The 18,507-nt window shown below is 71.4% G+C and carries 17 protein-coding genes; 12 read left to right on the top strand and 5 right to left on the bottom strand.

Translation table 11 applies throughout. The annotated features are described in order from the left end of the window. Positions 1-727: 727 nt before the first annotated feature. Positions 728-1,039 carry a hypothetical protein gene (locus AB0B20_RS14885; RefSeq protein WP_357381820.1) on the bottom strand — a complete coding sequence of 104 codons (312 nt, stop codon included), beginning with the start codon at positions 1,037-1,039 and terminating at the stop codon, positions 728-730. A gap of 124 nt (positions 1,040-1,163) precedes the next feature. Between AB0B20_RS14885 and AB0B20_RS14880 the strand changes: the two genes are divergently transcribed. The 5 genes from AB0B20_RS14880 to AB0B20_RS14860 all read left to right on the top strand — a co-directional run bounded on the left by AB0B20_RS14880 (position 1,164) and on the right by AB0B20_RS14860 (position 8,438). Next, on the top strand, positions 1,164-1,607 hold the full coding sequence (locus AB0B20_RS14880; RefSeq protein ID WP_357381822.1) for a PRC-barrel domain-containing protein: 444 nt from the start codon (positions 1,164-1,166) through the stop codon (positions 1,605-1,607). Positions 1,608-1,892: 285 nt separating this feature from the next. Then, positions 1,893-2,951 carry a tryptophan--tRNA ligase gene (gene trpS / locus AB0B20_RS14875; RefSeq protein WP_357470903.1) on the top strand — a complete coding sequence of 353 codons (1,059 nt, stop codon included), beginning with the start codon at positions 1,893-1,895 and terminating at the stop codon, positions 2,949-2,951. Between the two features lie 271 nt (positions 2,952-3,222). Further along, a complete protein-coding gene (argS, locus tag AB0B20_RS14870) occupies positions 3,223-4,941 on the top strand; it encodes an arginine--tRNA ligase (protein WP_357470900.1) in 1,719 nt (572 codons plus the stop codon). Positions 4,942-5,011: 70 nt separating this feature from the next. After that, positions 5,012-5,539, top strand: a complete 528-nt coding sequence (locus AB0B20_RS14865; RefSeq protein WP_357381828.1) for an alpha/beta hydrolase — start codon at positions 5,012-5,014, stop codon at positions 5,537-5,539. A 178-nt stretch (positions 5,540-5,717) separates the two neighbouring features. Beyond that, positions 5,718-8,438, top strand: coding sequence for a hypothetical protein (locus AB0B20_RS14860; protein WP_357470897.1), 2,721 nt, complete (start codon positions 5,718-5,720; stop codon positions 8,436-8,438). A 22-nt stretch (positions 8,439-8,460) separates the two neighbouring features. Here AB0B20_RS14860 and AB0B20_RS14855 read toward each other — a convergent pair whose 3' ends face one another. Both AB0B20_RS14855 and AB0B20_RS14850 read right to left on the bottom strand, forming a co-directional pair. Continuing rightward, positions 8,461-8,757, bottom strand: coding sequence for a DUF4287 domain-containing protein (locus AB0B20_RS14855; RefSeq protein WP_357470894.1), 297 nt, complete (start codon positions 8,755-8,757; stop codon positions 8,461-8,463). A 182-nt stretch (positions 8,758-8,939) separates the two neighbouring features. Then, positions 8,940-10,481 carry a non-reducing end alpha-L-arabinofuranosidase family hydrolase gene (locus AB0B20_RS14850; protein WP_357470891.1) on the bottom strand — a complete coding sequence of 514 codons (1,542 nt, stop codon included), beginning with the start codon at positions 10,479-10,481 and terminating at the stop codon, positions 8,940-8,942. A 205-nt stretch (positions 10,482-10,686) separates the two neighbouring features. On the opposite strand from AB0B20_RS14850, the gene AB0B20_RS14845 reads away from it, so the two are divergent. The 5 genes from AB0B20_RS14845 (at position 10,687) to AB0B20_RS14825 (ending at position 14,471) form a co-directional block, all read left to right on the top strand. After that, complete coding sequence (locus AB0B20_RS14845; protein ID WP_357470888.1) at positions 10,687-11,298, top strand: class I SAM-dependent methyltransferase; 612 nt, start codon at positions 10,687-10,689, stop codon at positions 11,296-11,298. Positions 11,299-11,372: 74 nt separating this feature from the next. Beyond that, positions 11,373-11,714 carry a DUF1330 domain-containing protein gene (locus AB0B20_RS14840; protein ID WP_357470885.1) on the top strand — a complete coding sequence of 114 codons (342 nt, stop codon included), beginning with the start codon at positions 11,373-11,375 and terminating at the stop codon, positions 11,712-11,714. Then, positions 11,711-12,754, top strand: coding sequence for a P1 family peptidase (locus AB0B20_RS14835; protein WP_357470918.1), 1,044 nt, complete (start codon positions 11,711-11,713; stop codon positions 12,752-12,754). Before AB0B20_RS14840 ends, AB0B20_RS14835 begins: the two co-directional genes overlap by 4 nt. A gap of 80 nt (positions 12,755-12,834) precedes the next feature. Beyond that, positions 12,835-13,578, top strand: a complete 744-nt coding sequence (locus tag AB0B20_RS14830; RefSeq protein WP_357381839.1) for an EcsC family protein — start codon at positions 12,835-12,837, stop codon at positions 13,576-13,578. A 191-nt stretch (positions 13,579-13,769) separates the two neighbouring features. Next, positions 13,770-14,471 carry an excalibur calcium-binding domain-containing protein gene (locus AB0B20_RS14825; protein WP_357381841.1) on the top strand — a complete coding sequence of 234 codons (702 nt, stop codon included), beginning with the start codon at positions 13,770-13,772 and terminating at the stop codon, positions 14,469-14,471. Positions 14,472-14,512: 41 nt separating this feature from the next. Here AB0B20_RS14825 and AB0B20_RS14820 read toward each other — a convergent pair whose 3' ends face one another. Next, the gene (locus tag AB0B20_RS14820; RefSeq protein WP_357381843.1) at positions 14,513-14,890 is read right to left on the bottom strand and encodes a helix-turn-helix domain-containing protein; all 378 of its coding nucleotides are present in this window, start codon (positions 14,888-14,890) and stop codon (positions 14,513-14,515) included. Positions 14,891-14,968: 78 nt separating this feature from the next. On the opposite strand from AB0B20_RS14820, the gene AB0B20_RS14815 reads away from it, so the two are divergent. Both AB0B20_RS14815 and AB0B20_RS14810 read left to right on the top strand, forming a co-directional pair. Next, positions 14,969-15,379: a Rid family hydrolase gene (locus tag AB0B20_RS14815; RefSeq protein ID WP_357470882.1), complete on the top strand. Its 411-nt coding sequence runs from the start codon at positions 14,969-14,971 to the stop codon at positions 15,377-15,379. Then, the gene (locus tag AB0B20_RS14810) at positions 15,376-15,591 is read left to right on the top strand and encodes a hypothetical protein (protein ID WP_357381847.1); all 216 of its coding nucleotides are present in this window, start codon (positions 15,376-15,378) and stop codon (positions 15,589-15,591) included. Before AB0B20_RS14815 ends, AB0B20_RS14810 begins: the two co-directional genes overlap by 4 nt. Here AB0B20_RS14810 and AB0B20_RS14805 read toward each other — a convergent pair. Further along, the gene (locus AB0B20_RS14805; RefSeq protein WP_357470880.1) at positions 15,576-18,506 is read right to left on the bottom strand and encodes a CHAT domain-containing protein; all 2,931 of its coding nucleotides are present in this window, start codon (positions 18,504-18,506) and stop codon (positions 15,576-15,578) included. The two genes, AB0B20_RS14810 and AB0B20_RS14805, sit on opposite strands and share 16 nt — an antisense overlap. Position 18,507: the final 1 nt, after the last annotated feature.

Genomic DNA, 18,507 nt, shown 5'->3' with positions numbered 1-18,507 from the left:
TCCTGAGCCAGGATCAAACTCTCCAACAAAAACTTGTCGAACAGCATCCTGACAACAAAAGTGTTGCCAAAGGAATCCCAACCAGCCAGACAACAACCTGACCAGTCCGGGGTATAAAACAATTGGCACTGGCTTTACAAGCACCCTGTTGAGTTCTCAAAGAACAACCACACACCAACCAGAAACCCGCATCAGCGGAACCCCCAGCCGGGGCATCTCGTTCAAACACCCGCCGCTCTCGCGCCGGGCACTTTTACTACATTACCTCACCGTCTCTGCCGTGTCAAACCGTGTGTCCCGGTCTGTCATGCTTGGTACGGGTCGGCGCCGCTGAGCACGCGCAGCAGTCACCCGCTGCACTTGATCATCGGATTTGGCAGGCCGGCCGCTGCGGTTTCCCGCGAGCTCGCCCGGTTCCCTGCCGGTCGACAACCTTACCCGGTCGGTTCCGCTCCGCCAAATCCGCCCTGCGGCGTTTCGGCGGGCCTCGCCCGGCCCGCGCCCGCACAAGGCGTAAGCCTCGCTCGGACCCGGTGCCAGCCCGTTTCGGCGCTCCCGGGCTTTCGTCCCGTTTGCCCCGTTCCGCGCTGGCAGAGAGAAAGTTACGCGTCTGCGGGTTTGAACGTCAAATCGAGGGGTAGCGGCGCGCGTCACACCCGACCGAAGCCGCCGGTGATCAAGGAGTTCGCGTCCCGATCAGCGTCCCCAGCGGACACAAACTCCTTGATCAACGGGGTGGGGACGGGCGGGACGGAGACGGGCGGGACGGGGACGGGGACGGGCGAGGCGGGGAAGGGCGGTGGCGAGAGGCCAGCAGGGCGCGGACGCCCAGGGCTCCCACTGTCGTACCGATGGCCAGGGACGCGGCGATCAGGAGGGCGTGCACCCAGAGGAAGCCGGTCGGGCTGCCCTCGCCGACGACGCCGGCCGACCAGGCGCGCTCGTCGTTCCAGATGGCGAGCGCGAACCTCGGCCAGATCGCCCACGTCCAGACGCCGACGGCGACCAGGAACAGCGACCAACCACGTGACAGGACCATGGTCGGCCAGTATGCCAGCGCGCCGTCGTCCCAGCTCAGGCCCGCAACGGACGCCGCTCGTGTTTCCGGTGCCGCCGCCGGGGCAACTGTCTCTGCCGAGAGCCGATTCGACGGAGGTGCGCCGATGCAGCCGTTCAGCCCGTGGACCTGGCGGGATCCGTCCGCCCTGGCCGGTGGGTACGACCAGACCCGGCCGGGAGACGTGCCGCAGCAGCGCACCGGCGACGCGGACGACGGCCCCGACGCGCCCGGCCCGGGTACGCCGATCGACCTGACCGGCTACCGGGTAGAGGCGACGGACGGCCGGATCGGCTCGATCGACGAGGCGAGCGAGGACGCCGACGCGCGGTACCTGGTGGTGGACACCGGCCCGTGGATCTTCGGCAAGAAGGTGCTGCTGCCGGCCGGCACGGTGGCGCAGGTCGACCACCTGGACCGCGTCGTGCACGTGGACCGCACCCGGGAGCAGGTGAAGGAGTCACCCGCGTTCGACGCGGAGCACTTCGCCCATCCGGACTACCGGGAGCGGGTCGGCACCTACTACACGGAGAGCTATCGACAGCGGTAAGCACCGCGGGGTGCAGCCACACGGGCCGGTGAACGGCTAACGTGTCAGGCATGACCCGTTCGCGCAGCCACCTCCCGGAGACCCGCAGTGGTCTTTCGGGCCACGCTGCCGACGGCCGGGAGCAGATCCTCGACGTACTTCGTGCCGGCGGACTCCGGTTCCGCGCCGGCGGGCGATGGCGGCGCTCGTTCTGACGAGCCCGCTCCACCGATCCGGGTGACACCCGGATCGTCTCCCGCGCATCCGCGCGTCCCCGCCAGCGAACGGCACGAAAGGCGTACGACCATGTCTTCCGCACGCATGCTCACCGGCGACCGCCCGACCGGGCGGCTGCACCTCGGCCACTACGTGGGCAGCATCGCCAACCGGGTGCGGCTGCACCAGCGCTACGAGAGCTTCTTCATCATCGCCGACCTGCACATGCTCACCACGCGCAACAGCCGCGCGGACATCGAGCAGGTGGCCCACAACGCCCGCGAGATGGTCACCGACATCCTCGCCGCCGGGGTGGAGCCGGAGCGGGCCACGTTCTATCTCCAGTCCGCGATCCCCGAGGTCGGCGACCTGAACACGCTGTTCCAGAACCTCATCACGGTGCCCCGGCTGGAGCGGGTGCCGTCGCTGAAAGAGATGACCCGCGACGCCGGCAAGGACGAGATGCCGTACGGCCTGCTCGGCTATCCGGTCCTCCAGGCCGCCGACATCCTCTGCGTGAAGGGGCAGGTCGTGCCGGTTGGGAAGGACAACGCCGCGCACGTCGAGGTGACCCGGGAGATCGCCCGCCGGTTCAACCACCTCTACGGCGACGTCTTCCCGGTGCCCGAGATGCTCATGTCGGCCACACCCACGCTCGTCGGCACCGACGGCGCCGGGAAGATGAGCAAGAGCAAGGGGAACGCCATCGCGCTCTCCGACGACGCGGCGACGGTGCGCCGCAAGGTGATGGGGATGTACACCGACCCGAACCGGGTCCGCGCCGACGTGCCCGGCACCGTCGAGGGGAACCCGGTCTTCGAGTACCACGACGTCTTCAACCCGGACCGGGCCCAGGTGGCGGAGTTCAAGGCCCGCTACCGGGCCGGCCGGGTCGGTGACGTCGAGGTCAAGGAGGCGCTGGCGACGGCGCTGAACCGGTTCCTCGACCCGGTCCGGGAGCGCCGGGCCCGCTTCGAGGCACAGCCCGGCCTGGTCGACGAGCTGATCGTCTCCGGCACCGAGCGGACCCGCGTCGAGGTGCGCCGAACGCTCGTCGAGGTCCGCCGGGCGATGGGCCTGAGCAGCGCGTACACCCAGGTGCGGCGCCGGGCCGAGCGCTACCGCAAGGCCGTCGGCACCTCGGCCTGACCACGAGCCGGTCCGGGGTACGCACTTGCGCCGGCCCCGGACCGGCCGGTTACGCTACCGACATGGCCAGCTCGCACGCGTACCCGATGACGTCCACCGACGTCCGGCTCGGCGCGCTGCGACGCCGGCGGTCCCGCGACCGCCTGCGCTGAGCCTTCCCCTCCTGCGACCGGCGGATCGAGCCGCCGGTCGTCATCGATCGTCCTCGCTCCGCCGTCGCGTTCCCGTCAGGTGATCCGCGCGGCGGATCCACAGCGAGATCGGCGTACTCATGGATCTTGAAAGGTTGCTTGCCGACCGGCTGGCGCCCGCGTTCGCGGCGGTGGCCGGCATGCCGGTGGACCCGGCCGTGCGGCGCTCGCAGCACGCGGACTTCCAGTCCGACGCGGCACTGGGGCTGGCCCGGCGGCTCGGCCGTCCGCCGCGGGAGATCGCCGCGGAGGTACGGGAGCGCGCGTCGCTGGCCGACCTCTGCGCGGCGGTGGAGGTGTCCGGCCCGGGTTTCCTGAACCTGACGGTGTCCGGGCACGCGCTCGGCGGGCTGGTCTCCGCGCTGGCCGCCGACCCGCGGCTCGGCGTGCCGCCCGTGGCCGAGCCGGAGACGGTGGTGGTCGACTACTCGGGGCCGAACGTGGCGAAGGAGATGCACGTCGGGCACCTGCGGTCGACGGTGATCGGGGACGCGGCGGCGCGGACGCTGGAATGGCTCGGCCACCGGGTGCTGCGCGCCAACCACCTCGGCGACTGGGGCACGCCGTTCGGCATGCTGATCGAGCACCTGCTCGACCTGGGCGAGGCCGGCGCGGCGCAGGAGTTGTCCATGGGTGACCTGGACGGGTTCTACAAGGCGGCGCGGGCGAAGTTCGACGACGACCCGGCGTTCCGGGAACGGTCGCGGCAGCGGGTGGTGGCGTTGCAGGGCGGCGACCCGGCCACGCTGCGACTGTGGCGGCTGCTGGTGACGCAGTCGGAGAGCTACTTCCTGACCGTGTACGACCTGCTCGACGTGACACTGAGCGGCGACGACTTCCGGGGCGAGAGCAGCTACCACGACCAGCTCGCGCCGACCGTCGAGGAACTGGACCGGCTCGGACTGCTGCGTCGGAGCGAGGGCGCGGACTGCGTGTTCCCGCCCGGGTCGGTGGGGCGTGACGGCGAGCCGCTGCCGCTGATCGTGCGCAAGTCCGACGGCGGGTACGGCTACCCGGCCACCGATCTGGCCGCGCTGCGGCACCGGACCGGCGCGCTCGGCGCGACCCGGCTGCTCTACGTGGTCGGGCTGCCGCAGCGGCGGCACTTCGAGATGGTCTTCGCGGTCGGCGCGCAGGCCGGCTGGCTGGCCACGCCGGTGCGGGCCGAGCACGTCGGGTTCGGCTCGATCCTCGGCCCGGACGGGCGGATGCTGCGCAGCCGGGCCGGCGGGTCGGTGAAGCTGGTCGGGCTGCTCACCGAGGCGGTCCAGCGGGCCACCGCGCTGGCCCGGGAACGCGATCCGGAGCTGAGCGAGGCGGAGGCCGCCGAGGTGGGACACGCGGTGGGCATCGGCGCGATCAAGTACGCCGACCTGTCCGGCGACCGGCACAAGGACTACGTGCTGGACTGGGAACGGATGCTGGCGCTGGAGGGCAACACCGCGCCGTACCTCCAGTACGCGTACTCCCGGGTCCGGTCGATCTTCCGGCGGGCCGGCGCGGCGACGCGACCGGACGCGGACGTCTCGCTCGCCGAGCCGGCCGAGCGGGCGCTCGCGATGGAGCTGGTCGGCTTCGCCGCGGTGGTCGAGGAGGTGGCGGGCACCATGGAGTTCCACCGTCTGACCGCCTACCTGCACCGGCTGGCGGTCGCGTTCAGCGCGTTCTACGAGCGGTGCCCGGTGCTGCGGGCGGATGCGCCGACGCGGGAGAGCCGGCTCGTGTTGTGCGAGCTGACCGCCCGGGTGCTGCGGCAGGGCCTGGACCTGCTCGGCATCCGCACCCCGGAACGGCTGTGAGGCCGCGGGGTCACTGGAAACCCGCGCAGCGGCTAGCGTGACGCATCGATCCGACGCAAGGGAGGCTGCCATGGCGAATCGACGCGCGGTACTCGCTCCGGGACGGGGCTACGACACCCGGGGCCCGCTCTTCGTCTACATCGGGGAGGCGTTGTGCCGGCTCGGTTTCGAGGTGCACGAGGTGACCTGGCGGTCGATCGGCGATCTGCGCCACGACGCCGCTCCGGAGTGGGTCGCCGAGCAGTTGGATCCGGTCCTCGACGCCGGGGTGGATCTGCTCGTGGGCAAGTCGCTCGGCAGTTTCGCCGCCCCGCTCGCCGCCGACCGGGGCATCCCGGCGGTCTGGCTGACGCCGCTGCTGACCGACCCCGCGGTACGGGAGCCGCTGGGCCGGGCCACCGCGCCGTTCCTGCTGGCCGGCGGCACCGCCGACCCGGTCTGGGACGGGGCGGTGGCGCGCCGGCTCACCCCGTACGTGGTGGAGGTCGCCGACGCCGACCACTCGATGATGGTGCCCGGGCCGTTGGCGGCCTCGGCCGAGGCGCTCGGGCGGGTCTGCACGGCGGTGGAGGAGTTCGCCGGCGCTACCGGCCGCTGACCGGTCAGCGGCGGCGGCGCCACGCCCACACGCCGTGCCACGGCTTGATCGCTCCCATGGCCGAGACGATAGACGTCGCTCTCCAGCCGGAGGGGACACCGCCGCCATCGAACCCGTGCGATCCTTCCTCCGCGGGCGCTTCGATCGTCGCCCGCGTTCATTCACGGGGAGGACCGGAATGCGTACCTTCGCGCCCACTTTCGGGCGTCTACTCGCGACAGCCACCACGTTCGCCGTCGGTTGCGCGACGGTCGTCGGCGCAGCCGCGACTCCGGCCGCGGCGGCCGTCGGCGGGCCCACCGAACTCACCACCGCCGGTCAGGCCTGCGCGGCCCAGGCGCCCGGGCCCTACCTGAGCCCGGTACGCCTCAACGACGCCAACGCCGTCGTCCTCGGGGGCACCTACAGCGGCACGCCGCAGAGCGCCGAACCGCAGGCCGACTTCCAGGTGTGGGACGTCACCACGCCGGACGCCCCGCAGCAGTGGCTCGCCGGCCTCAACCCGCAGAACAACCAGGTCTACATCCAGCTCGAAGATCCCGATCGGCAGCGGCACGGTGTCACGTACGCGTGGCGGGTGCGCGTCCTCGACGGCGCCGACACGTCGCCGTGGAGTGCCACCTGCTACTTCACCATCGACCGTGTCGGCGGTCCGGCGCCGGACGTCGCCTCGGCGAAGTACCCGACTGGCGACTGGGAGAACGCCGGTGGCGGGGTCGGCGACACCGGAAGCTTCACCTTCACCTCGGCCTCCGACGACACAGTGAGCTACCAGTACCGGTTCTCCGGAACCGGCGACGAATATGTCGAGGTCCCCGCGGCGGGCCTCGGCGGACCGGCCACCGTCACCTGGACGCCGCAGGACGCGAGCCACCACTCGGTGATCGTGTACGCCATCGACCGGGCCGGAAACTGGTCGGAGCGCAACGTCTACGAGTTCTGGGTACGCGAGACGCGGCCCTCGGTCTTCTCCAGCGCCTATCCGGACTGGAGCACCAACCTGGACTACGGCGTGGGCGTGCCCGGCGCGTTCGAGTTCACCTCGAACGTCCCCGGCACGGAGTCGTTCGCCTGGCGTATCGACGGCGACGGCCCTTCCGGTTCGGTCGTGACCGGCGGCGAGCGCACGGTCACCGCGATGATCGCCCCGACCCGGGCCGGGCGGCAGACCCTGTACGTGCGCAGCGTCACCGCCGACGGTGCGACGCACCCGGAACGGGCCTACACGTTCGTCGTCGACAACGCACCCCGGGTCACCGGCGACGTCGACCGGTACGTGATCATCGGGTCGTCGCTCCGGTTCCACCTGGCCCCGCGCATGCCCGAGGTCACGTCCTACCTCTACTGGACGGCGGACTACAACGGCAGCGCGAGCCAGAAGACCGTCCTGCCGGCCGGCGCGGACGGCACCGCGGACCTGACCTGGACCGCCACCAGCGAGAGCACGCAGGCGCTGTACGTGCAGAGCCGCAGCGCCGACGGCACGCTCTCCGAGCCGCGGTTCATCTCCGTCTCGGTGTCGGGCGCCAGCCCGTACGTGACCCGCAGCGGCGGCGACGTCGTCGGGTCCACCGCCACCTTCACGGCGCGCACCGAGATGGTGAACGTCGTCGAGTACGAGGTGTTCCTCAACCGCGACCCGGCCACCCGGCAGGTGTTGCCGCCGGCGGCCGACGGCTCCGTCACCTTCCAGTACACGCTCAACGAGCGCGGCTACACCTACGTCACAGTGACGGCCCGCAACGCCGCCGGGGTGCGGACCACCGAGGGCGGGAACTCCTGGTCGGTCACCGACTCCCCGGTGGTCGTGTCGACGGACTTCCCCTCGTCGGGTTCCGGCAAGTTCGCGCCTGGCACCTTCACGTTCAAGCCCCGGCAGCCCGGCGCGGTGAAGTACACCTACCAGTTGCCCGGCGCCGACGGCACTGTCGCCGCCACGGCCGACGGCAGCGCGACGATCAGCTGGACTCCGCCGGACGCCGGCTACTACACGCTCTACGTGAAGAGCGTGACGGCGGACGGCGCGCAATCGCTGCAGACCTACTACTCCTTCTCCGTGGCGCCCGACCCGCTGACCGTGACGTCGGTGTCGCCGTCGTCGGTGGAGACCGGCGCGGTACGGACGATCACGATCACCGGCAGCGGCCTCCACCAGGAGGATCAGGTCACCGTCACCCCGGCCGGTGGCACCGCGATCGTCGCGACGGTGCGGAGCGTCTCGGCGGACCGCCGGACCCTCACCGCCGATGTCGACCTGACCTCCGCCGCTGTGGGCAAGGCTTCCGTCTCGATTCGGCCGGACGAGTGGAGCACGCCGGTCTCGCTCGCCGACGCGTTCTCGATCACCGCAGCTCAGGCTCTCCGGTCGGTGACCGCACCGGCGGTGACCGGCACGGTGGCCGTGGGGGCGACGGTGCGCGCGTCGACCGGGCAGTGGAGCCCGGCCGCCTCGGCGTACGCCTACCAGTGGGCGGCCGACGGCACCGCGATCAGCGGAGCGACCGGTTCGACGTACGTGATCCGGGCGTCCGAGCTGGGCAAGCGGCTGACCGTGACGGTCACCGCGACCAAGCCCGGGTACTCGTCCGGCCGGGCGACGTCGCAGGCCACGGTCCCGGTCGCGAAGGGCCCGGCGTTGCAGGCCACTGTCAACCCGACGATCACCGGTACGCCTCGGGTGGGGCAGACCGTGCAGGCAACCACCGGCACCTGGACGCCCACCGCCGACTCGTACCGCTACGAGTGGCGAGTGGGCGGGGAGCTGACCGGCACGACGACGAAGACGCTGACGTTGACCGCGGCGATGCGCGGCAAGGCGGTCACCGTGACGGTCGTCGCGGTGAAGGCGGGCTACGCCAACGGTCGTGCCACGAGCGCTCCGGTGACCGTCCGCGCGTGACGTCACCGGCCGGCCGGCCCGATCACGGGCCGGCCGGCCGGGCGGCCTTGCCGTCCAGCCACAGCGAGTCGCTGTCGTCCCGGTGCGAGCCGGTGGACCCGACGTGCTTGGCGCTGATCCTCGGCCCGTTCTTGATCACATGGTTGAGCGCCATCGCGTGTCCCCGGCCGAGGCCGTACTCGCCCTTCAGCCAGGCCACGACGACGCCCGCCTTCACGTCGGCCGCGTCATAGCCGCGCTCCCTGGCCTCGTCGACCAGGACGCGCGGGGTCTTGCCGGTCTTGTCCTCGATAGCGTCGAGGTAAGCCTGGAAGGACATCTGCCAAACCCTTCGCTCGGGAGGTGGTGACAACCTCCACCCTCCCGGGCGGGGCGGTTCCGATCAACGACGGACCGGACCACCACCGTTGCCTCCAGGGCAACGATCACCGCCGTCCGAGATGCCGGAGAGCCCGGCCCGCGAGGTCGCGGGCCGGGCTCTCCAGATCTCGGGGTACGCGCTCAGCGCTGGAGGGTGAGCAGTCCGGGGCGGTAGGGCAGGAGGCCGTAGTCGCCGCCGGAGTTGGGGGAGCGGCCCTGGTAGAGCAGTTGGAGGTTGCAGGGGTCGACGGTGAAGGTCTGGTCGGCGGTGGTGCGGATCAATTCGCCGTGGCTGATGTCGTTGGTCCAGGTGGCGCCGCTGTTGGCCTTGCCGGCGAACGGGTTGGACTCGGTGGCCGCCTGGGGGGTCCAGGATCCGTTCAGGCTGGTGGCGGTGAAGGACCGGAAGTAGCGGCCCTGGGAGCCGATGGCCTCGACGATCATGAGGTAGCGGGTCTGGCCCTGGAGCTTGTAGACCTGCACGGCCTCGAACAGGTTGTTCGTCGAGTCCGACATGATGGTGGTGTAGTTGGAGCCGAAGCTGCCGGGGAAGTTCCCGATCGGCATGCTGGAGCGGTAGATCTTGCCGTTGTCACCGGCGAAGAACAGGTACATGTTCTGGTCGTCGGCGATCAGGGTCTGGTCGATCGGGCCGGTGCCGGAACCGGAGATGCTGCCGGTGAACAGCGGCTGCGCCGACGACCACCCGTTCGGGTTCGTCGGGTTGGTCGAGGTGCGGTAGGAGAACGCGGTGGGTCCCCACTGGTAGGCCAGCACCCAGATGTTGCGCGGCGCGAAGTAGAACAGGGTGGGCGCCACGGTGCCCGACGACATCGCGTTCTGCGACGCGGAGGCCATCTGCGACCAGTTCGAGAACAGGCCGAAGTTCATCGACCCCCACGACGACCCGGTGTCGTGCGTCGTCGCGTAGACCAGGTGCTGCCCGTTGTAGGGCACCACTGTGAAGTCCTTCAGCGACACCCAGCCCGACCGGGGCTGCGCCAACGCACCTGTGGACGACCACCGGTACGACGACGGCAGGTTGCACGTGCCACCCGGAGGCGGCGTCGTCGGAGGCGGCGTGGTGGGGTTGCCGCCGCCACCGTCCACCCGGACGAGCTGCCACTGCTGGTTGGCGCCGTTCCAGTCGTCGTACTGGACGATGTTCCCGCCGTCGGCGGTCGAGGCGCCCTGCACCTCCACCACCTTGTTGCTGTTGCGGTTGATCAGCCGGACGTAGCCGCTGTCGGAGTCGGCCAGCCGGAACTGCTGGTTGGTCCCGTTCAGATCGGACCACTGCACGATGTTTCCACCGTTGGCGGTGGAGAAGTTGTAGACGTCGAGCACCTTGCCGGACAGCCGCGACTTCAGCCGGTAGTAGCCGCCACCGGAGTCGACGAACTGCCACTGCTGCTGGTTGCCGTTGTTGCGGGACCACTGCACGATCCGCGCGCCGTCGTTGGTGGCCAGGTTGTAGACGTCGAGCGCCTTGCCGCTGTTGCGGTTGACGAGGACGTACCAGGCGTTCGTGTCGACGCTCGCGGCGGCGGCGGGCGCGGAAACGGCCGCCACGGCGGCGGCACCGACGAGTACCGCTGTGGCGCCAGTGGCGACGACTCGCGGCAACCATCCGCGCCGTCGCGGCGGCGACACCGTCGATGGGGACCTACCGAAAGCAAACATGTTCCTCCTTCAGGTCTTACATGTTGTGAGCGCTAACAATGCTTCTTGGCGCGCTTACCTCACAGCCGGCCTGCCCCGCAGCCATCCGCGCCCGCCCGATGAGCCATCGACGACGCCGCCCGGTGCCATCGACTGTGAGCGATAACACGTCGTTCGTCAAGTCGTAACATTCGATGGACGGGCCCCTCGCTCCTATGGTCGACGGGTGGACGACACGCAGGTACGGCACGCGTACGGGGCGGTGGCGAGCCTCTACATCGACCTGTTCGGCACCACCGCGCAGGTGCACCCGGACGACCTCGCCCTCATCGAGCGTCACCTGGCCGGACGCGCCGGGCCCGTGCTGGACCTGGGATGCGGGCCGGGCCACCTCACCGACCACCTCCGTACGCGGGGCGTCGACGCCACCGGGATCGACATGGTCCCCGAGTTCATCGCGCACGCGCGGGCCACCCATCCGGCCGGCACGTACCGGCTCGGGTCACTCGACGACCTCGCCGTCCCCGACCACTCCGTCGCCGGGATCCTCGCCTGGTACTCGCTGATCCACCTACCGCCGGCGGATCTCGACCGCGTGCTGGCGGAGTTCCGCCGCGCGATGGTGCCGGGTGGGCCGCTCGTGGCCGGCATCTTCGTCGGTGACGAGGTGGGCGCCTTCGACCACAAGGTCGCCACCGCGTACCGCTGGCCCGTGGACGAGTTCTCCGCGCGGCTGCGACGAGCCGGGTTCGCGGAGGTCGAGCGCATGCTGCGCCTCGACGACGACGCCGCCCACCGCCCGCACGCCGCCGTCGCGGCCGTCGCCTCCCACCCCTGAGCGAAATCGGCGCGAAGGAATACCGGCAGCTGTGCCAAGATCGACGTTCGGAGCACGACGGCCGGAAGGACCCCATGCCCGCGTACGCCATCGCCCATCTCCAGGACGCCGCCCCGCATCCGGACATCGCCGAGTACATCGAACGCCTCCCGGCCACCCTCGCCCCCTACGGCGGCCGTTTCCTCGTGCACGCCACGCCGCACGAGGTGAAGGAGGGCACCTGGCCCGGAGCCGTCGTGATGCTCGGATTCCCGGGGATCGCCGAGGCGCGGGCCTGGTGGGACTCGCCCGCCTACCAGGAGATCGCACCGCTGCGCTCGCGGCACATCGAGGGCGACGTCATCCTGGTCGAGGGCGTCCCCGACGACTACACCCCGACCGGCATGGTGCAGGCGCTGCGGGCGGCAGCCTCCTGAGCCGGCCCGGCCGGCGCGCCCGCGACCTGGGGATCGTCGTCGGGGCGCTACCCACCGGACGCCTCAACGCGATCACCGACGTCCCCGGCGTACTGGTCGGGCACACCACCGTCGACGACGGCGCCGACCTGCACACCGGCGTCACCGCGATCGTGCCGAGCGGGCTCGGCCCCGGCCGGTGGACGCTGCCCGCTGCGGTGTACGCCGGCAACGGCCACGGGAAGCTCGTCGGCTCGACCCAGGTGGACGAGCTCGGCGTACTCGAATCTCCGGTCGTGCTGACCGCCACGCTGTCGGTGTTCCGGGCGGCGGACGCGCTGCTCGGGCATCTCATGGAGCGCCGGCCGGACGGACTGTCGTTCAACCCCCTGGTCGGTGAGACGAACGACGGGCACCTGTCGGACATCCGCCGCCGCCCGATCACCGGGGCGCACGTCCTGGCCGCGGTCGCCGGGGCGACGGGTGGGCTCCCCGCCGAGGGCTGCGTCGGTGCCGGCACCGGCACCACAGCCCTGGGCTACAAGGCGGGCATCGGCACCTCGTCCCGCACGGTCGGGACCGCCGGTCACACCCGGACGGTCGGCGCGCTGGTCCAGTCCAACTTCGGCGGCGTCCTCACCGCGCTCGGCGTGCCACTACCCGTCGACGAGCTGGTGCCGGCCGCCGACCGGACCGAACCGCCGGGCAACTCGTGCATGATCGTGGTGGCGACCGACGTGCCACTGGACGCGCGGCAGTTGCGGCGGCTCGCCCGCCGTGCGGTGTTCGCCATGGCCCGGGTGGGCGCGTCGTTCAGCAACACGAGCGGCGACTACGCGATCGCGTTCACCACGTCGGACCAGGCGCCGATCCCGGACGCCGCGATCGACCCGGTGTTCGCCGCGGTGCTGGACGCGGTGGAGGAGGCGCTGCTCAACTCGCTCTTCACGGCAGTCACCACCACCGGCGTGGGGGGTCGCACCAGCCATGCGGTTCCGCACCGTGCCGCCGTCGAGCGGCTGGCGGCAGCCGGTCGGCTCACGATCCGGCCATACACCTGATCCACAGTAGATGGTCGGTCGTGACCGACGGACGACATTCGTGTTGACAGCGGTGATCGATGCGGCTGGAGTGATGCGCCATGGACGACACCGCCGAATCGCGGCTCGACAGTGAGCAAACCGCGCCCGGAAACCAGGACGACGACAAGACGAGCCGTACCGCATTGGCGCTCGTGAACACCGTCAACAGGGTGGTGCGCAACGGCATCGGCCCGGTGACCGGCTCGGCGGCCTGGGCCGAATCCCGGCTGCGGACCGTGCAGGGCGACAGATACGACAGCGCCCTGCTCGGCAAGCGCGGCGGCACCCCCGCCGAGGACGTCGACAAGGTGATCAGCCGGCTCATCAAGGAGTCGGTGATGGCAGCCGGGTCGGCCGGCTTCGTGACCGGACTGGGCGGCTTCGTGACCCTGCCGATCACGCTGCCGGCGAACGTCGCGGGAGCGCTCATCATCAACGTCCGCCTGGCGGGAGCGATCGCCTACCTGCGAGGCTACGACCTCGACGACCCGCACACGCAGGCGATGATCCCGCTCGTCGCGGTGGGCTCGAACATCCAGTCGACACTCAGCACGCTCGGCGCCCAGATCGGCGTCAAGCTGACCGAGCAGGCGATCAGGAAGGTCTCCATCGACCTGATCCGCAAGATCAACCAGAAGCTCGGGTTCATGCTGCTCGCCAAGTACGGCACGAAGCGGGCGCTCATCACGCTGGCGAAGGCCGTACCGCTCGTCGGCGGGGTCGTCGGCGGCGGCATCGACGCGACGCTCACCGCCGCGGTCGGCCGCTCCGCCGACAAGCTCTTCGCTCCGCTCACCGCCTGAGCCCACCCGGCGTCCCGCTCCCGGACCCCTCGCCGTCGGCCGTTCGGCGAGAGGGCACCCCCGATCAGCTTCGGCATCGACGCCCATCCTGCGGCTGGGACCTGCCGTCTCGTCGCTTATCGCGCCGGTAACGGCCAGTCTGTCGGTTCGGTGACACTCCGGATCGGACTGATCGCTCCACACTGCCCGCTGTGACCGAACTCCCTCCCCAGAATCCGTGGCCCGGGCAGGGCTCGCCGCCCTATCGGCCCGGTATGCCGTTCGCGCCGTCCCGGCCGTCGTGGTGGCGCCGTCAGCCGGCGGCGATCAAGGTGCTCCTCATCAGCGGTGCCGCCGTCCTCACCTGCTGCGGCGGGCTGCTCGGCATCGGCATCGCCGCCGGTCCCGCCACCGAGCCGAGCAAGTCGCCGGAGAAGGCCGTCGCACAGGAGGTGCCGACGGTCGCGGCACCCGCCACCACGACCACCGCGCCCACGCCCGAGGCCGCCACCGCCTCGCCGGAGCCGTCGCCCTCGCCCACCACTGCCGCGCCGACGACCGCGAAGCCCGCGTCGAAGCCGAAGCCGCGCAAGACCACGGCACCCGCCGTCTACTACAAGAACTGCGATGCCGTACGCGCAGCGGGCAAGGCGCCGCTGCGACGCGGCCAGCCCGGGTACCGGACCGGGCTGGATCGTGACCTCGACGGCGAGGCGTGTGAGCCGGATGGCGGCAACGGCGACTCCGGCGGTGGCAGCACGGGCGGCGGCAGTACCGGCGGTGGCGGCAACGATCCGCGTTTCGGCACCTGCAAGGAGGCGAACGCCAACGGGTACGGCCCGTACACGCAGGGCAGGGATCCGGAGTACTACTGGTACATCGACCGGGACAACGACGGCACGGTCTGCGAGTGACACGCAACGCGGGGGCGGGCCGGGCGGTGCCGTCCCGGTGGTCACGTCAGCTCGGCGTCGTACGCCCGCCGGGCGCGCTCGATCCGGGCCATGTGGGCGTCGGCCCATTCGAGGAGTGCGTCGATCGGCGCGCGCAGCGTCTTGCCCAGCGGGGTGATCCGGTACTCGACAGCGACCGGGCGGGTCGCCACGACGTGGCGTTCGACGATGCCGTTGCGTTCGAGGCGTCGCAGGGTCGCCGTCAGCGATTTCTGGGTCACCGCCGGGATGGCGCGGCGCAGCTCGTTGAACCGGCACGGGCGCTCGCACAGCTCGTTCAGGACGCTCAGCGACCACTTGTCCAGCACCTGGTCGAGCAGCTCGCGGTGCGGCGCGTCGATGCGCAGCTCGTCGGCGCGAGCGCCTGCGGTATCGCCCATGAAACCAGGTCTCCTTGAAGTGTCCTCCGTCAACTAGGTATCAATGGTAAACCTCAGTTGCCCAGTGGAGGAGCACCGATGCCCGTCACCCGTCTCAGCCCTGCCGGTCTTCAGCCGAACACGCCGTACCACCACGTGGCAGTCGCCACCGGATCCCGCCACATTCACGTCAGCGGCCAGGTCGCCCGGCTGGGCGACGGCACACCCGTCGCACCGGGGGATCTGGCCGGGCAGGTCGCGCAGGTGCTGCGCAACACGGGCCGCGCGCTCGCCGGCGCCGACGCGTCGTTCCAGGACGTCGTCCGGTTGACCTTCTACGTCACCGAGTGGGCGCCCGAGAAGATCGGGCCGTTCATGGCCGGGATCGAGGCGGTCGCCGAGGAGCTCGGGTTGCCTCAGCCGCTTCCGCCGGCGTCGCTGATCGGCGTCGAGTCTCTCTTCGAGCCCGACGTGCTGGTGGAACTGGAGGCGACGGCGATCGCACAGTGAGCATCTTCCTGCTCGACGCGCAGCGTCCGCCCCGACCTGGGCTCATCCTCCTGCAGCTGCCTGAGCCGGCGCAGCCGCAGGGCCAGTCCGGCCGTGATCTCGTCCGGGTGGGCCCCGTCCGCGATCCGGTCCGTTACCGCCTGCCGAAGTTCCCGGACCAACAGATCTCGTATGTCCTCGGACATGTCGACCCCGATCAGCGGCCGCTGTAGGCCAGCGCCGCCCACAGGGCCGGCCGGGTCAGGTCGGTCGCGGTGACGGTGTTCAGGTGGGCACCGGGCAGATACGGCGGCACGATCCGATCGGGGTCCAGCATCCACCGTTGCACCACGCCGACCGCCTCGGCCGGTGGCCGCCGATTGTCGACCAGCTCCAGATGGACCAGGAAGAGCGCGAGCGCGGCGAACGACGCCGGCACGGCCCAACGCCAGCCGATCAACCCGGTGAACCCGGCGTCGAGCAGCGCCGGCACGAGGTCCGGCGCGGCCGGAGCGGAGAGGACGACCAGGCCACGGGCACCGCTGACCGACGCCAGGTCGAAGACTTCTCCGCCGGCCAGTTGCAGGGCCGTCCCGTCCAGTCCGCACGCGAGATGCAGGAGGGAGGCTCCGGCCAGGTGCTTGCGTACGTCTTCCGGCCCACCCACCGCGTCGACCGGCTCCAACGCGCGGCCCAGGCAGACCGACTGCGGGTAGAACAGCCGGCGCAGAATCATGACCTCGGCCATCGCGTCGTCTCGGTCGCCGCGCGGGTTGACCACGAACACCGGCTCCTCCGTGAGCGGCGGAACGGAGCGCGCGGCCAACCGGACGACGTGCGTGCCGGACGGGACGTCGGTGATGCGGACCTGCTGGCCCAGCCGACGGCCGTCAGCGGTGCACACCGCGCCCAGGCCCACCCGGCTCAGTCCGCGCGTCGCGGCCACCAGTATGCGCCCGGCGGTCCACCGGCCGAGGATCGCCGGCCAACCGGGATCGTCCGAGACGAGCGGATCGGTGACCGGAAGGTTCGCGAGCACGTCGAGCCGACCGGTCGCCGGGTCGAGGCAGAGCACCCCGGCGGTCAGCCCGGCATCGTCGGTCGAGTGCACATAGAGCAGGGCAGCCGCGCCGATCTCGCGGACCGCGGCGGCGACCTCGGCCGGAGTGGGCACCGTCACGATCGGTGTCTCGGCCGGCACGACTCCGACGAGGACCGCCAGCACGTCGTGGGTCAGCGAGTCGGCCCCGGCCCGCTTCGGCGCGACCGCGGCGATCTCCAGCGCGGTGAACGCCTCCGCCCCCCGGCCCTCCGCGAGCATCCACCCGGCGAAGCGGGTCGCGTCGGCGGGGTCGACGTCCGGGCCGTCCAGCGCGTTGCGGCCGGCGTCCCGGCACCGTTCGGTGTCGCCGACGGCACCCCGCCGGCGGTACGCCTCGGCCAGTCGCCACCAGGTTCGGGTGCGCAGGCCGCCCTCGTCGAGCAGCCGCACGACGCCGGCCAGCCGGGTGATCGCGTGGTCGGGATCGTCCCCCAGGCGCAGGCGAGCCGCGCCGAGAACGGCCCGGGCCGATGGCGACGACCGGTCCGCGGCGGCGTCGAGAGCCGTCCGAAGATCGGCTGGATCGTGGCGAAGCAGCGCGTCGAGAACCGCTGTGAGACCGCCGCCGCTGCCCGCGCCGCCCGCGGCCGGGGAGCAGTTGTGCACCGCGGCGGCGAGCCGGGCGTGTGCGGCGGCCGTATCGAGCGGACCCCGCCAGGGATGACCGGCCGGCACGTCGGCCACGGCGGCGAGCGGGTCCGGACTGCTCAGGCCGCCGGAGTGCAGCGCGGACACCGTCCGGCACAGTTCGGCGAGCGCGCTCACCACGGGCGGCCGGGATTCGATCCGTTCCGCGTACGCCAGCAGGTCGTCCGCGATATCGGCGATGGCACCCGACAGCGGCCGCGTCTCGTCCAGCAGACCACCCGCCGCTTCCACGATCGCGACCGCGGCGGGATGGCCGGGTGGTACGCACCTCGTCGCCACCAGAAGGTCTCGCGCGCCGGCCCGGCGGGCGTCGCCGCCGGCGTCCTCGTCGTCCCAGCCGCTGCCGTCGCGCCGCTCCCGAAGGCACAGCCCGACCACCGACAGCAGCCGGTCGAGGCCCAGTTCGACCGGGTCACCACCGTCCTGCGCATCCACCGCGTTGGCCGTCGCCCCGACGAAGGCGTCCAGGGCGGCGGGCTCGATCTCGCCCGGACCGGCCAGCAGCATCGCCAGAGCCTGCTCCCAGACCGGCTGATCGCGGTCGAGGGCCAGCGCCGCGAGCTGCTCCCGGGCAGCCCGGCGGGCGGAGGCCGGCTGCGTGCTGGTTGCCGCCGCTGTCGCTGGCGTGGGCCGTCGCGGTGGCACCACCGGGGCGGACTGCCCGTCGCCGCGCATGGCGGTGACCGGATAGTCCAGCGGGTCGGTCAGGTTCGCCCGGTTCCACAGGTCGGTCGGCAGGCCGTTGCGCTGCAGGTCCCGCAGGCGCGACATGGCGTCGATGATTTTGCTCAGGTCGAAGTCGGCGATACTACCGCTGAGCAGCGGGTGGATCGACTCGGCCACGACCAGCATGGCGCGGGTGATGCTGGTGACGTCGGTGCTCAGGACCGGCCCGGCGAGCAGTTCCCGGAACAGTCGCGCCGCCTCCTCGGCATCCTGGGCCGCACCCGACGACCCCCCGCCGAGGAAGCCGCCGCGTGCGGCAGCCGGGCTCATCGCCTCCGTGGCCCGGGCCAGATACAGCTGCCCCAACGTGATGCGAGCCACGACTCCCTGCATCGGTGCCAGGCCGGGGAACCCGGTCGCCTCGGTGAGCACGACGATGCCGGTGTCCCGGTCCTCCGGCCCGCTGCCGTGCGTACCGTGCCGGGCCGCCAGGAGCATGCCGAGCCGGACGGCCACCTGGCCACGGACCGGGTCGCCGGGGTCGACCAGCCGGTATGCCTCGGCCCATGCCTCGATCGCGGCGGACAGGAGACCGAGTGCCGCCGGCCAGCCCGGTCCGGCCCGCCAGTATTCGGTGGCCAGCACCTGCCCGAGCTGGGTCAGCTTCGGCAGCCGGGCCGGTCCGGAGATCCGGGACAGCTCCTCCCGGAGCCGCTCGATGGAGTCCTGCATG

The organism is Micromonospora sp. NPDC049151 (assembly GCF_040648395.1).
In the GTDB taxonomy this organism is placed as follows: Bacteria; Actinomycetota; Actinomycetes; order Mycobacteriales; family Micromonosporaceae; genus Micromonospora.
Note: the sequence above shows the minus strand (reverse complement) of the source record. Positions and strands in the feature narration are given on the sequence as shown.